The sequence below is a fragment of the Streptacidiphilus anmyonensis genome, from assembly GCF_000787855.1.
In the GTDB taxonomy this organism is placed as follows: Bacteria; Actinomycetota; Actinomycetes; order Streptomycetales; family Streptomycetaceae; genus Streptacidiphilus; species Streptacidiphilus anmyonensis.
On record NZ_BBPQ01000009.1, the window covers coordinates 99,131 to 113,114 of the forward strand.

Below are 13,984 nucleotides of genomic sequence, written 5' to 3' on the forward strand. Positions count from 1 at the left end.
GGTCGGGCTCGGGCCGGGAGGCGAGGAGGCAGAACCCCTATTGTCCCATTGCCGCCAGTTGCTCCACGCGCGCCTTGGTCACCGGGTCCGCCGGGATGTAGGTGGTCATGCGGTAGCCGGGCCGCGGACCGAGCCAGAGGTTGGTGTACTCGAAGTTCAGCAGGCCGACCTCGCTGTTGAGGAAGCGCTTGGTGCCCTCGGCGGTGCCGGTGACGTCGTGGTGCTGCCACGCCTCGGCGAACTCGGGCGAGGCCAGCAGCAGACGCTTGAGCAGCGACTTGTACTTGGGCTCGGCCACGTGCTCGGCGAGCGCGACGCGGAACTTGGCCGTCATGCCGCGCGCGGCCGTCTCCCAGTCGACGAGCAGCTCGCGCCAGCTCGGCTCGGTGAAGGCCAGCCACATGATGTTGCGCTCGTCCGGCTCGTAGTGCTCCAGGCCGCCCAGAAGGCGGGAGTAGACGTCGTTGAAGCCGATGATGTCGAAGCGCGCGTTGAGCACCACCGCGGGCATCGGCGAGAGCTGGTCAAGCATGGCCCGGACCGGCGGGGTGACCACCGGGCACGCCTTGGGTCCGCCGGTCGGGTCGGCGACGCCGGCCAGCGCGAACAGGTGCTGCCGCTCGACCTGGTCCAGCAGCAGGCCGCGCGCGATCGCGTCGAGCACCTGGGTGGAGACCTGGATGTCGCGGGCCTGCTCCAGCCACGTGTACCAGGTGACGCCGACGGCGGCGAGCTGCGCGACCTCCTCGCGGCGCAGCCCCGGCGTACGGCGGCGACCGACGCTGGGCAGGCCGACCTGCTCGGGCGAGATGCGCTCACGGCGGCTGCGCAGGAACGCGCCGAGTTCGCGTCGGCGCAGCTGCTCGGGTTTCCCGAGCGGCGGGACGAGTTCGAGACTGGACGCGGGTGCGGTGGTCATGTATTCCAGGATGCAACGGATTTCATCCCGTTGCCAGGTACTCCGAATACCAGGATAAGCAGACCCTGGTACCAGGGTACCAAGGGGCGGATCGTAGTGGTCGTGACGATCCAGACCACACCTCAGCAGACCCCCGGGACGCCGACCCGGGCGAACGTGCTGCCGCGCGTCATCCGCCTCGGCCACTCCTCTGCCCCCGCCGCTACTCCCTCCGGCCGGCTCAGCACCCTGGGCCTGGTCACCGTCCTGCTCGGCGCGTTCCTGCCGATGCTGGACTTCTTCATCGTCAACGTCGCGCTGCCCACCATCGACCGGGACCTGAAGGCCGGGCCCGCGACCCTGGAGCTCTTCGTCGCCGGCTACGGCATCGCCTACGCCGTCCTGCTCGTCCTCGGCGGCAGACTCGGCGACCTCTACGGACGCAAGAAGCTGTTCGTCGCCGGCGCGCTGCTCTTCGGCCTCACCTCCGCCGCCTGCGGCTTCGCCCCGACCGCGCTGGCACTCGTCGCCGCCCGCGTCGCTCAGGGCGCCTCGGCCGCGCTGATGCTGCCGCAGGCGCTGGCCACCATCCAGGCCGCCACCGAGGGCGAGCGCCGGGCCAAGGCCATGGGCGTCTACGGCGCCGTCGGCGGCATCGCCGTCGTCATCGGCCAGGTGCTCGGCGGGGTACTGCTCACCGCGAACCTCTTCGGCACCGGCTGGCGCTTCATCTTCCTGGTCAACGTGCCGGTCGCGCTGGTCGCGGTGCTGCTCGCGATGCGCACCGTGCCCGAGACCCGCTCCGCCAACCCCGCCCGCGTCGACGTCCCCGGCACCGTGCTGCTGGCGGCCTCGCTGCTGGCGCTCCTGGTCCCGCTGATGGAGGGCCGTTCGCTCGGCTGGCCGGTCTGGACCTGGGTGCTGCTGGCGCTCTTCCCCGTCCTGCTCACCGCCTTCGTGGTCGTCGAGCGGCGCGGCGAGCGCAGGGGCGAGGTGCCGCTGATCCCGATCTCGCTGCTCCGGCTGCGCGGGCTCAAGGTCGGCCTGACCATGGCCGTGCCGTTCTTCGCCGGCTTCGGCGGCTTCATGATGGTGATGGCCGTCGCACTCCAGACCGGCCTGCACGAGGGCCCGATCGCCTCCGGCTTCGCCATGGTCCCGATGGCCGCAGGCTTCTTCGCCGCGTCGCTGGCCGGTCCGCGCCTGCTGGCCCGCTTCGGCTCCCGTGTCATCGTGACCGGCACCGTCATCCAGGCGATCGGCCTCGGGGTGCTCGCGCTGACCGTCGCGAACGACTGGTCCGGCATCAACCCCTGGGTGCTGCTGCCCGGCATGCTGATCGCCGGCACCGGACAGGGCCTGGTCATGCCGCCGCTCATCCGCCTGGTGCTGAGCCAGATCCCGGTGGAGCGGGCCGGCGTCGGCGGCGGCATCCTCGCCACCACCCAGCAGTCCTCCCTCGCGCTCGGCGTCGCCACCCTCGGCACGCTCTTCCTCTCGCTCGGCCCCTCGATGGGCATGCGGGACGCGCTCACCCTGGTGCTGGGCCTCCAGTTCGCCGCGACCTTCCTGGTCGTCGCCCTCGCAACGCGCCTGCCGCGCAAGGTCGGGTGAGGGCTGTGGATAACGCGTGGCAGGGTGTCAGTGCCGACTGCCAGGATCTCGGGCATGACGCAGAACGACATCACCACCCACGAACACCCGGCTGGAGCCCGTAGCCGGGAAGAGCTGGCCGCCCTCGTGGCGGCCGGCGCGCGTCCCAAGTGGCTGATGTTTTGATGGATTAGCAGGTCCGCGCCTTACGAGGGCTCAGGGGCCGTCTGCGGGGCGTCACTCGGGATGTAGCTGGGCAGGCGGTGGGCGCCCGTCTGCTGGACTGGGTTGCAGCGCGGGCCGCGGCAGCGGGAAAACCCCTCCAGCGACTTGACGCCTGGAAGTCGAACGTGGCGCTCCAGCGGTACTACACGAGTCAGGGCTTCACGCTGGCCCGTCTCGTGGACTTGCCACACAGGCAGTCGGGAGCGCTCTTCGAGAGGCAGACCAGATGGCCCAGCGCTGCGCTACACCGAGAGTGTCGCCCCAACGGCACCAAAAATGTCGCTGTACGACTGTCCACGGCAGGCTGTGATGCTGTCAGCATCATTCTGAGGCCACTCCAGCAATGAAGCGAAAGTCACTACCGGTTCCCGTGTATCACTTCTCAAACACCGCTAGCATGTTCAATGTGGGATTTGACGGGGCCTGAGACTCGGGTGCCGCGCCCGCAGTAGGGCCTACCTCGGTAGATGAAAGGCCCGGCTCCTGTGCTACCAGGAACCGGGCCCCAGGCCAGAGGTACGAGTAGCCCGACCGACTATCACGCGGTCGGGCTACTCACATGCCCGAACCCTGCCGGTCGCACGACTGCGGTGCCTCGTTCGAGCGCCACTGCACGTGAGTGCTCACGTACTGGTAAAACCCGTTGGCGATCGGCGCGAGCACCGCGGCTATCACCAAGGGGAGCCACCAGGGCGGCCTTCGCTTGGCCATGATCGACTACCTCCACCATCAGAGCCCCGCCCTCTTGCGGGGCTTGGATGCTTGGTGGGGAGCGACCCACGACGAACTCTACTACCTCGTTAGGGCGCATCAGTGCCAGTGCTCGCACAACTGAGCATTCGCCAGGAAACGCTACCCGTACCCCTGGCATAGCTGCCTCTGCGACACCGCGCCTGCCAGCATGGCCCAGACCGCAGGCCAACCCCTACCCGTCGGGGTCGATGCGCCGACAGCCGGGCCGTCGGACGGTGGCCAACAACGACGAGGAGCGCTGGGCCGCCGAGCGGTTCGAGCTGGTGGTCCAGGGCAACGTCGCCAAGTTCGGACAGGACGCCGCACTGCGGCAGTACCTGCTCGGCACCGGCCGCCGCGTTCTGGTCGAGGCCAGCCCGCGCGACCGGATCTGGGGCATCGGCCTCGGCGCGGCCGACGAGGCGTCCACCGACCCAGGGCGCTGGCGCGGCCTCAACCTCCTCGGCTTCGCCCTGATGGAGGCCCGGGACCGGCTGGCCGCGGAGTAGTCCTGCTACCGGTAGTGGACGTCGGCCTCGCCGCTCGTCACCGCCACGGAGACCGCGCCGGTCGCCGAGGGAGAGGACAGGAGCGGGTCCACCGAGCTGCTGCCGCTGGTGACGGACGCCTTCACCCGGTACTGCGTGCCGCGTGGCAGGGCGACGGAGACCTGCCCGGAGGTCGCGCCGGCCGTGACGGACACGGGCGGCGCCGCGAACCCGAGGTCCACCTCGCCCGAGCCGGCGACGGCGTCCACCCTGTCACTCGTCAGGTCCGTGCCGCTGATCTGGCCGGATCCCACCCGGATGTCGAGCGCGCCGCTCGTGCGGGACAGGTCGACCTCGCCCGAGCCGAACTGTGCGGTGACCGGGCCCGCCATGGCCGTGACGCCCAGCTGCCCGGAGCCTCCCGTGGAGACGATCTCGGCCGTGGCCGGCACCGTGACGTCAAGCTGCACCGCGCACTTGTCGACCGGGAACTTCTCCCCGTCGCAGCTCGCGTCCACGTTCAGGGTGCCGCTCGCCGGGTCGAACTTCACGAACACCGTCGGCTTGGAGAACACCCACTGCATCGACTGCGTCACCCGCGCCGTGCCCCCGCTCGCGGGATGCACCTGCACCTGCGCCGGCCCGGTGTTCAACTGCACCGACTTGACCTGGTCGGCCGCGTACGCATCCGTGTGCGACGACTGCTTCTGCAGCATCTGCGTCAGGAGCGCCCCGGACGAGAAGGTCGCCGCCACGATGATGACGAGCGCCGACAGCACCCACCAGATCCTCTTCTGCCTGTCCATTCTTTCCCTCCCAGTTGCTCGTCTCAGGCGTCGAGGAAACGCAGCACCGCCATGACGCGGCGGTGCTCGCCCTCGGTCGGGGGCAGGTCCAGCTTCGTGAAGATGCTGTTGATGTGCTTGGCCACCGCGCTCTCGCTGACCACGAGTTCACGGGCGATCGCGGCGTTGGAGCGGCCCTCGGCCATCCGGCCCAGCACCTCGCGCTCGCGCGGGGTGAGCTGGTCCAGCGGCCCGCTCTGGCGGCGCAGCAGCAGCTGCGAGACGACCTCGGGGTCCAGCGCGGTGCCGCCCGCGGCGACCCGTTCCAGCGCGTCGAGGAAGTCGTCGACGTTGGCCACCCGTTCCTTCAGCAGGTAGCCGACGCCCCGGTTGTCGCCGGTGAGCAGGTCCGCGGCATAGCGCTCCTCGACGTACTGGGAGAGCAGCAGCACCGCGACGGAGGGCCACTGACGGCGGATCATCAGGGCCGCACGCACCCCCTCGTCGGTGAAGCCGGGCGGCATCCGCACGTCCGTCACCACGACGTCCGGCTGGTGCTCGTCGACGGCGGCGAGCAGTTCCTCGGCGTCGTTGACCGCCGCGACGACGGAGTACCCGACCGCCTCGAGCACCTTGACCAGTCCCACCCGCAGCAGGACGGAGTCCTCGGCGATTACAGCGCGCACGGCAGCTCCACATGAAGAGTCGTCGGTCCCCCGAGGGGGCTGTTGATCTGCAGCGTCCCGTCCACGGACGCCGCTCGCTGGCGCAGGCCCACGAGGCCGCTGCCCTTGCCCGGGTCGGCTCCGCCGACCCCGTCGTCGGTCACCGTGATGACCAGGACCGGCCCGTTCACCCCCGGCCGCTCCGCCACGGCGACCTCCGCGCGTGAGGCGCGGGCGTGCTTGGCGATGTTGGCCAGCGCCTCGGAGACCACGAAGTACGCCACCGCCTCGACGGCCGGCGCGGCCCGCCGCTCCAGCCGCACCTGGAGCCGGACCGGCAGCGGCGCGCGGGCCGCGATCCCCGACAGGGCCGCGTCCAGGCCGCGGTCCTCCAGCACCACCGGGTGCAGGCCCCGTACCAGGTCGCGCAGTTCGGCGATGGCGGCCTGAGCCTCGCCGTGCGCCTCGTCGATCACGACCATCGCGCGCGCGGCCTGCTCCTGCGGTGGCAGGTTCTTCAGTGTGCGCTTGGCCAGCCCGAGGTTCATCGCCAGCGACACCAGCCGCTGCTGCGCGCCGTCGTGCAGGTCCCGCTCGATCCGGCGCCGCTCGGCGTCCGCGGCGTCGACCACCTCGGCCCGGCTCTCCGCCAGGTCCTCCACGCGCCGCGTCAGTTCCGCCAGCTCACGGGCCCGGTTGGGCCCGAGCAGACCGGCCGCCGCGCGGGTGTCCATCATCCGCCCGAACAACGCCATCCACGGCGCGAACACGAGCGCGAGCGAGCCGAGCACGATCAGCCAGGTGATGCCGTGGTGGTTGATCCCGAGGACGAGCGTGGCGGGCGTGCCGCCCGGTGCGCCGAGCACGGGTGGCTCGCCGGTCGTCCCGCCACTCGGCACCGCCCAGTACCACGCCGGGAGGCTCACCAGCACCAGCCCGCAGGTGATCACGCATACGGTGGCCAGCGCATACAGCGCCATGACGGTGTTCACCAGGAGGTGGTAGAGAAGCTGTCGCCAGGTCGTCTCGACGGTGAGCGCGCGCCAGCGCGGCCGCACCTGCGGGACGGCCGGGATCTCCAGCCCCAGGAGCGAACGGAAACGACTGCGGTGAATCCTCGTCAGCACCGGGATCAGCAGGAGCGCCATCACCGGCCCGAGCACGAACGCCGCGCCGCTCGGCCGGACCAACACCGCGAACGCCCAGATGTTCGCCGTCGGCACGGCCGAGGCGAGGAAGACGAGGTCGCGCAGCCCCTGGCGCCCGTACGGGGCGAGGGCTGTGCGGACCGCACGGGAGAAGGGCATGCGCCCAGGCTAGGGGCTGAATGATCACCGTCGCCATGAACCCTGAGACCGTCTCAGGGTGTACCTGGCACCACCCCCGAAACGGCGACCAGCGCTACCGCGCTTCACAGGCGGATCCGGAAGTCTTGGACACCGTAGGCCAGAACGACCCGTTGGGAGGGGACCGGTGAACGACACCGAACTCGGCGAACCGAGCGCGCTGGACCTGGAGTTCCGCGGTCTGCCGCTGCTGGACTCGCCCTGGTCCGTCCGGTTCGCCCGCGCCACGCGGGGCCGCCGGGCGCTGGAGGTCTACAACAACGGCCTGCTGCTGGACGTGATGGTGCAGACGGACTTCTCCCCCCAACTGCTGCGCGGCGCGCGGCGCGGTTCCCGCGAGGGCCGCGACAGCGTGCTGGCCTGGGGCCACGTCTGTCCCGACGGCACGCCCCCCGCGCTGACCCTCGGCCGGGCCGGCACGCCCCTCCTCGGAGCGATCACCACCCCCGGCGGCTTCTGGCTCGCCCTCGCCGAGGGTGACGCCGCCCGCGTCATCGCCCACGCCCCCGACGGCACCCCCACAAAGCTCCGCGTCCGCGCCGGCTGGTCGCGCTAGGGACGTTGCAGACGTCAGGGGCGCGGGGAACCTGTGCGCGGTGGGCAACCACAAGAGGGGCGCGGGGAACTGCGCGACAAGCCACTGACGAGCAGATGGTCCTCACTGAGCAGGGCCATCCGCACAGGGTGGTTTCTCGCGCAATTCGCGCCCCTCAAGCGTGCTGCAACTATCTGCGGAAGCCCAGGGTCAGCAGCCGAGGAGCTTCGGGGCCAGGAACTGGTGCACCTGGTCGAGCGAGACGCGAGTCTGCTCCATCGAGTCGCGGTCGCGGATCGTCACCGCGTTGTCCTCGAGGGTGTCGAAGTCGACGGTGATGCAGAACGGCGTGCCGATCTCGTCCTGGCGGCGGTAGCGGCGCCCGATCGCGCCGGCGTCGTCGAACTCGACGTTCCAGAACTTGCGCAGGTCCGCGGCCAGGCCGCGGGCCTTCGGGGAGAGGTCCGCGTTGCGCGACAGCGGCAGCACCGCGACCTTGACCGGGGAGAGACGCGGGTCGAGCCGCATCACGACGCGCTTCTCCATGACGCCCTTGGCGTTCGGCGCCTCGTCCTCGCGGTAGGCGTCGAGCATGAAGGCGAGCATCGCGCGGTTGACGCCGGCGGCCGGCTCGATGACGTAGGGGTACCAGCGCTCGCCGGACTCCTGGTCGAAGTACTTGAGGTCCACGCCCGAGGCCTCGCTGTGCGAGGCGAGGTCGTAGTCGGTGCGGTTGGCGATGCCCTCCAGCTCACCGAACTCGTTGCCGCCGAAGTTGAAGCGGTACTCGATGTCCACGGTGCGCTTGGCGTAGTGGGAGAGCTTCTCCTTCGGGTGCTCGAAGAAGCGGATGTTCTCCTCGCGGATGCCGAGGTTGCGGTACCAGTCCCAGCGCTCCTGCAGCCAGTACTCGTGCCACTTCTCGTCCTCGCCCGGCTTGACGAAGAACTCCATCTCCATCTGCTCGAACTCGCGGGTGCGGAAGATGAAGTTGCCCGGCGTGATCTCGTTGCGGAAGCTCTTGCCGGTCTGGGCGATGCCGAACGGCGGCTTCTTGCGCGAGGTGGTCTGCACCGCGGCGAAGTTGATGAAGATGCCCTGCGCGGTCTCCGGACGCAGGTACGCGAGGCCGGAGGCGTCCTCGGTCACGCCCAGGTGGGTCTTGAGCATGCCGGAGAACTGCTTGGGCTCGGTGAACTGGCCCTTGGTGCCGCAGTTCGGGCAGTTGACGTCGGCGAGGCCGTTGGCCGGGAGCTTGCCGTGCTTGGCCTCGTACGCCTCCTCCAGGTGGTCCGCGCGGTAGCGCTTGTGACAGGAGGTGCACTCGGTCAGCGGGTCGTTGAAGGTGGCGACGTGGCCGGACGCCTCCCACACCTCGCGCGCGAGGATCACCGAGGAGTCAAGACCGACGACGTCCTCGCGGCCGGTGACCATCGCACGCCACCACTGGCGCTTGATGTTCTCCTTGAGCTCCACACCGAGCGGTCCGTAGTCCCAGGCGGCTCGCTGACCGCCGTAGATCTCACTGCAGGGGTAGACGAAGCCACGGCGCTTGCTCAGGCTGACGATGGTGTCGATCTTGTCGGCGGCCACAGTGCTCTCTTCAGGTACGACGAAGCGGTCAAGGATGGATTTCCATGCACGCGGTTATCACAGGCTACCGGGCGGCGTGGGGAACGTTTCAAATCCGTGGTAGATTGAAAATCGTTTTCATGTGAATGCTGCCGTACGAAACGCTCCCGTGCGCGCACGGACTGGCACAATTGCCCGGGAGGACTCCCGTCCTCCCCTCAACCGACAACTATCCGCAGGAGAGCCGGTGACCCCCGCGAACCCGTCGTCCCCCGCAAGGTCGACCCGTCAGCGCACCGCCGTCGCCTCCCTGCTCGCGGAGATCGACGACTTCCGCAGCGCGCAGGAACTGCACGACCTGCTCAAGCACCGGGGCGACTCGGTCGGCCTGACCACCGTCTACCGCACGCTCCAGTCGCTCGCCGACGCCGGCGAGATCGACGTGCTGCGCACCGACGACGGCGAGGCGGTCTACCGCCGCTGCAGCAGCGGCCACCACCATCACCTGGTCTGCCGCTCCTGCGGCCGGACCGTCGAGGTCGAGGGTCCGGCCGTGGAGCGCTGGGCCGAGGGCGTCGCGCGCGAGCACGGCTACGTCGACGTCGCCCACACCCTGGAGATCTTCGGCACCTGCGCGGACTGCGCCGCGCGGGGCGCGAACGCCGCTCAGGAGGTCTGAACGCTCAGGAGGTCTGAACGGGGCCCGGCTGTGACGGGACCTCGTTCGGCAGCGCCCCGCCGTAGCGGCGGTCGCGCATGGCGAACTCCTCGCAGGCCCGCCACAGGTCGCGCCGGTCGAAGTCCGGCCAGAGCACGTCCTGGAACACCATCTCGGCATAGGCGGACTGCCAGATCAGGAAGTTGGACGTGCGCTGCTCGCCGCTCGGGCGGATGAACAGGTCCACGTCCGGCATGTCGCGGTGGTACATGTACTTCGCGAAGGTCTTCTCGTTGACCTTGCCCGGGTCCAGCCGGCCCTCGGCGACGTCCTTGGCCAGCGCCGCCGCGGCGTCGGCGATCTCCGCGCGACCGCCGTAGTTGACGCACATGTAGAGCGTCATGGCGTCGTTGTCGCGGGTCATCTCCTCGGCGACCTGGAGCTCCTGGACGACGGACTTCCACAGCTTGGGCATGCGGCCCGCCCAGCGGATCCGGATGCCCATGTCGTTCATCTCGTCGCGGCGGCGGTGGATCACGTCGCGGTTGAAGTTCATCAGGAAGCGGACCTCGTCGGGCGAGCGCTTCCAGTTCTCGGTGGAGAAGGCGTAGAGCGAGAGGTTCTTCACGCCCAGCTCCAGGCAGCCCTTGAGCACGTCGAGCACCACGGCCTCGCCGACCTTGTGCCCCTCCGTGCGCGGCAGGCCGCGCTCCTTGGCCCAGCGGCCGTTGCCGTCCATGACGATGGCGACGTGCTCGGGGACCAGCTCGCCCGGGATCTTGGGCGGCTGCGCGCCGCTCGGGTGCGGGGGAGGCGGGAGGTACTCCCGGGTCCGCTTGCCGCCGAAGAGTCCGCGCCGTGCCACAGCCATGTGCCCTACTTCTTCTCTGCTACGACTATTGCCTAGTGCCTCAGTGGGCCACGTACCGGAGCGAACGCAGCCCGCGTTCCAGGTGCCACTGGACGTAGGCGGCGACCAGCCCGCTGCCTTCGCGGCGGTGCCGCGGCTCGCAGGCGTCCGCGGTCTCCCAGTCGCCGGACAGCAGCGCGCCCAGCAGCTCCAGTGTCTCAGGGGAGGGTACGACACTCCCCGGCACCCGGCAGTCGCCGCACAGGGATCCGCCGGTCTGCACGGAGAAGAACCGGTTCGGCCCCGGCAGCCCGCAGGCGGCGCAGGCCGCGAAGGACGGGGCGTAGCCGTTGACCGCGAGGGAGCGCAGCAGGAACGCGTCGAGGACCAGGTGCGGCTCGTGCTCGCCGCTCGCGAGGGTGCGCAGCGCGCCGACGAGCAGCAGGTACTGCTGGACGGCCGGCTCGCCCTCGTTCTCGGTGAAGCGCTCCGCGGTCTCCAGCATCGCCGAGGCGGCGGTCCAGCGGTCGTAGTCGACCGCTATCCGGCCCCCGTACGGGGAGATCGTCTCGACCTGGGTGCACAGCGCGAGATGACGCCCGACGATCTCGTCCCCGCGGCAGAAGAACTGCACGTCCACGTGCGAGCACGGCTCGAGCCGGGCGCCGAACTTCGACTTCGTCTTGCGCACCCCGCGCGCCACGGCGCGGACGCGGCCGTGCTGCCGGGTCAGGATGGTGATGATCCGGTCCGCCTCGCCCAGCTTCTGGGTGCGCAGCACCACCCCGTCGTCCCGGATCAGACTCATAGGTCCATTCTGACGCGTCGGCCCCAGTGCTCGGGACCAGGCTCGCGAACACGGCTCAGGGACGCAGGGTCCGCGCCGCGACCGCGAGCGCGGCGTCGGTCTCCTCCCGGTTGAAGCCGAGGCACTGCCCGATCGCCCGCAGCACCGAGCGCTCGGCGGCCCGGTAGGGTCCGTCCGCGAGCGCGACCAGCGCGCCCTGGGTCAGCAGACGGGTGAGCCCCGGCGCGAGCAGGTGCGGCACGAGCGGCTCGATCGCGGTGTGCAGCTCGACGACGAGGGCGCTGCCGCACCCGCAGACGTCCCCCAGCGGGTCCTCGTCCTCGCTCGAGGCGGCGAGGTCGGCCAGCAGGCCGGGCTCGTCGAGGTCCGCGTAGCCGGCGTCGCGCAGCACCCCGATCGCGCTCTCCTTCACCGCGGGCGCGGCGCCGGGGCCGCCCGAGGCGGCGAGGACGGCGAGCGCGACGGCGTGCTGCGCGTTGCGCAGCATGGCCAGGAGCTGGCCGGAGGTGGGGTGGGCGAGCGCGTCCAGCCCGTAGCGGTGCCGGCAGGACGTGCACTGCAGCGTCGCCGCGGTGCGGCGTAGCGGCAGCAGGGGGATCCCCGCGACCCGTAGCCAGTTGCGGCCGCGCTGTCTGCGGTAGTTGCGGTCGCCGCCGCAGGCGAGGCAGTAGAACTCCCCGAGCAGCTCGGTGTGCCACCGGGCTGAGACAGCGACCACGTGCGCCACGTTGGGCTCCTGCCTGCGTCGGCCGAGACCGCCCCGTCGCCGTCCCGACTGACCATTGATGCTGCCATGCGGATGACGCCCTGTCAGCACCGCGAACGCCGTTTAAGGGGCGTAGCCCCAGGGGCGCGGGGAACTGCGCGACAAGCCACCCTGTGTGGTGGGTCCCCGAACGAGCAGGGCTGTCCGCACAGTGGTTGCTCGCGCCCACGCGGCGGAGCCGCACATCGGCAGAGCCTCGCGCCCCTCGATGGTTACTGTCGCTGTGCCCGGTTGACGGCGGAGACGATGGCCTTGATCGACGCGCGGACGATCGAGGTGTCGATGCCGACGCCCCACACGACCTTGCCGTCGACCGCGCACTCCCAGTACGCCGCGGCCTGGGCGCCCGAGCCCTGGCTCAGGGTGTGCTCGGCGTAGTCCAGGACGCGCACGTCGACGCCGACGCCGATCTGGCTCAGCGCGCGGACGAACGCGTCGGCCGGGCCGTTGCCGGTGCCCTCCAGGGTGAAGTCCGCGCCGTCGACGACCGCGTCGACCGTGATGGTCTCGGTGCCGTCCGCCGCCGAGGACGCCTGGTGGGAGCGCAGCTGGATGCGGCCCCAGGGCGCGTCGGGGGTGGGCAGGTACTCGTCCTCGAAGACGGCCCAGATCTGCGCCGGGGTGACCTCGCCGCCCTCCGCGTCCGTCTTGGCCTGGATGATCTTCGAGAACTCGATCTGCATCCGGCGCGGCAGGTCCAGGTTGTGCTCGTTCTTCAGGACGTAGGAGACGCCGCCCTTGCCGGACTGGCTGTTGACGCGGATGACCGCCTCGTACGAGCGGCCCACGTCCTTCGGGTCGATCGGCAGGTAGGGGACGCCCCAGGTCTGCTCGCCGACGGGGACGCCCGCCGCGGCCGCGTCGGCCTCCAGGGCGTCGAAGCCCTTCTTGATCGCGTCCTGGTGGGAGCCGGAGAAGGACGTGTAGACCAGGTCGCCGACGTAGGGGTGGCGCTCGGCCAGCGTCATCTGGTTGCAGTACTCCCAGGTACGCCGGATCTCGTCGATCTCGGACAGGTCGACCATGGGGTCGACGCCCTGCGAGAACAGGTTCAGCGCGACGTTGACCAGGTCCAGGTTGCCGGTCCGCTCGCCCTGACCGAACAGGCAGCCCTCGACGCGGTCGGCGCCGGCCATCACGGCCAGCTCGGCGGAGGCGACGCCCGTCCCGCGGTCGTTGTGGGGGTGGGTGGACAGGGCGACGAACTCGCGGCGCGACAGGTTGCGCGACATCCACTCGATCTTGTCGGCGTAGACGTTCGGCGTGGAGCGCTCGACCGTGGTCGGCAGGTTCAGGATGATCTCGCGGCCCTCGCCGGGCTGCCAGACGTCCATGACGCCCTCGCAGACCTCCAGGGCGAAGTCCAGCTCGGTGTCGATGAAGATCTCCGGCGAGTACTGGTAGCCGAAGACCGTGTCGTCGCCCAGGATCTTCTCGGCGTACTCCATGACCAGGCGGGTGCCGTCGACGGCGATCTGCTTGATCTCGTCCTTGGAGGCGTGGAAGACGACCCGGCGGAACAGCGGCGAGGTCGCGTTGTACAGGTGGACGGTCGCGCGCGGGGCGCCGCGCAGCGACTCGACCGTGCGCTCGATCAGCTCCTCGCGGGCCTGGGTCAGGACGGAGATGGTCACGTCCTCGGGGATCGCGCCGTCCTCGATGATCGAGCGGACGAAGTCGAAGTCGGTGGCGCCGGAGGCGGGGAAGCCGACCTCGATCTCCTTGTAGCCCAGCCTGACCAGCAGGTCGAACATGGCGCGCTTGCGGGCCGGGGACATCGGGTCGATCAGGGCCTGGTTGCCGTCGCGCAGGTCGGTCGACAGCCAGCGGGGGGCCTTGGTGATGACCTGGCTCGGCCAGGTGCGGTCCGGCAGGTCGACGGTGCCGAAGGGTACGTAGCGCTGGAACGGCATCCCGGACGGCTGCTGGCGGACGCTCGCCGCGGTGATCGGGGTGGGACGCTCGTTGAAGGGCTGCTGGCTCATGGTGGGTGAGTCTCCTGATGCTCGTCGCTCCGAGAGGCGGCCGACGGCTGCGGGATCACCAGTGATCAACTAACGCGC

12 protein-coding genes and 1 pseudogene are annotated in these 13,984 nt (G+C 70.3%); 4 read left to right on the forward strand and 9 right to left on the reverse strand.

Annotation, left to right across the window (positions count from 1 at the left end):
• Positions 1-37 precede the first annotated feature (37 nt).
• The gene (locus TR50_RS12140; protein ID WP_042419236.1) at positions 38-919 is read right to left on the reverse strand and encodes a helix-turn-helix transcriptional regulator; all 882 of its coding nucleotides are present in this window, start codon (positions 917-919) and stop codon (positions 38-40) included.
• Between the two features lie 102 nt (positions 920-1,021).
• On the opposite strand from TR50_RS12140, the gene TR50_RS12145 reads away from it, so the two are divergent.
• A complete protein-coding gene (locus TR50_RS12145; protein ID WP_439654213.1) occupies positions 1,022-2,512 on the forward strand; it encodes an MFS transporter in 1,491 nt (496 codons plus the stop codon).
• Between the two features lie 1,166 nt (positions 2,513-3,678).
• Positions 3,679-3,957: pseudogene (gene ybiA / locus TR50_RS45435) on the forward strand (riboflavin biosynthesis intermediates N-glycosidase); the annotation flags it as partial.
• Positions 3,958-3,962: 5 nt separating this feature from the next.
• On the opposite strand, the gene TR50_RS12160 reads toward ybiA, so the two are convergent.
• Genes TR50_RS12160 through TR50_RS12170 form a run of 3 tightly spaced genes read right to left on the reverse strand, consistent with a single transcriptional unit; the run spans position 3,963 to position 6,693 of the window.
• Entirely contained in the window at positions 3,963-4,742 is a 780-nt protein-coding gene (locus tag TR50_RS12160) for a DUF4097 family beta strand repeat-containing protein (RefSeq protein ID WP_042419241.1), read from the reverse strand.
• A gap of 23 nt (positions 4,743-4,765) precedes the next feature.
• Positions 4,766-5,407 (reverse strand): response regulator, encoded by a 642-nt coding sequence (locus tag TR50_RS12165; protein WP_042419243.1) that lies wholly within the window; start codon positions 5,405-5,407, stop codon positions 4,766-4,768.
• On the reverse strand, positions 5,395-6,693 hold the full coding sequence (locus TR50_RS12170) for a sensor histidine kinase (protein WP_042419246.1): 1,299 nt from the start codon (positions 6,691-6,693) through the stop codon (positions 5,395-5,397). Before TR50_RS12170 ends, TR50_RS12165 begins: the two co-directional genes overlap by 13 nt.
• Positions 6,694-6,859: 166 nt before the next feature.
• Between TR50_RS12170 and TR50_RS12175 the strand changes: the two genes are divergently transcribed.
• Positions 6,860-7,288 carry a hypothetical protein gene (locus tag TR50_RS12175; protein ID WP_042419249.1) on the forward strand — a complete coding sequence of 143 codons (429 nt, stop codon included), beginning with the start codon at positions 6,860-6,862 and terminating at the stop codon, positions 7,286-7,288.
• Between the two features lie 189 nt (positions 7,289-7,477).
• On the opposite strand, the gene TR50_RS12180 is transcribed toward TR50_RS12175, so the two are convergent.
• Positions 7,478-8,860 (reverse strand): glycine--tRNA ligase, encoded by a 1,383-nt coding sequence (locus TR50_RS12180; RefSeq protein WP_042419252.1) that lies wholly within the window; start codon positions 8,858-8,860, stop codon positions 7,478-7,480.
• Positions 8,861-9,086: 226 nt separating this feature from the next.
• On the opposite strand from TR50_RS12180, the gene TR50_RS12185 reads away from it, so the two are divergent.
• Positions 9,087-9,518, forward strand: coding sequence for a Fur family transcriptional regulator (locus tag TR50_RS12185; protein WP_042419257.1), 432 nt, complete (start codon positions 9,087-9,089; stop codon positions 9,516-9,518).
• 4 nt (positions 9,519-9,522) lie between these two features.
• Here TR50_RS12185 and TR50_RS12190 read toward each other — a convergent pair whose 3' ends face one another.
• From TR50_RS12190 to leuA, 4 genes are all read right to left on the reverse strand, one after another.
• Positions 9,523-10,362: an isoprenyl transferase gene (locus TR50_RS12190; RefSeq protein ID WP_042419475.1), complete on the reverse strand. Its 840-nt coding sequence runs from the start codon at positions 10,360-10,362 to the stop codon at positions 9,523-9,525.
• Positions 10,363-10,408: 46 nt separating this feature from the next.
• On the reverse strand, positions 10,409-11,155 hold the full coding sequence (gene recO / locus TR50_RS12195) for a DNA repair protein RecO (RefSeq protein WP_042419259.1): 747 nt from the start codon (positions 11,153-11,155) through the stop codon (positions 10,409-10,411).
• A 55-nt stretch (positions 11,156-11,210) separates the two neighbouring features.
• Entirely contained in the window at positions 11,211-11,873 is a 663-nt protein-coding gene (locus TR50_RS12200) for a hypothetical protein (RefSeq protein WP_063775056.1), read from the reverse strand.
• Between the two features lie 260 nt (positions 11,874-12,133).
• Positions 12,134-13,906 carry a 2-isopropylmalate synthase gene (gene leuA, locus TR50_RS12205; RefSeq protein ID WP_042419265.1) on the reverse strand — a complete coding sequence of 591 codons (1,773 nt, stop codon included), beginning with the start codon at positions 13,904-13,906 and terminating at the stop codon, positions 12,134-12,136.
• Between the last annotated feature and the right edge of the window lie 78 nt (positions 13,907-13,984).

Coding starts and splice junctions, on each gene's coding strand:
- TR50_RS12160 (WP_042419241.1), bottom strand. CDS start 4,742: ATGGACAGGCAGAAGAGGATCTGGTGGGTGCTGTCGGCGCTCGTCATC.
- leuA (WP_042419265.1), bottom strand. CDS start 13,906: ATGAGCCAGCAGCCCTTCAACGAGCGTCCCACCCCGATCACCGCGGCG.
- TR50_RS12140 (WP_042419236.1), bottom strand. CDS start 919: ATGACCACCGCACCCGCGTCCAGTCTCGAACTCGTCCCGCCGCTCGGG.
- TR50_RS12170 (WP_042419246.1), bottom strand. CDS start 6,693: ATGCCCTTCTCCCGTGCGGTCCGCACAGCCCTCGCCCCGTACGGGCGC.
- recO (WP_042419259.1), bottom strand. CDS start 11,155: ATGAGTCTGATCCGGGACGACGGGGTGGTGCTGCGCACCCAGAAGCTG.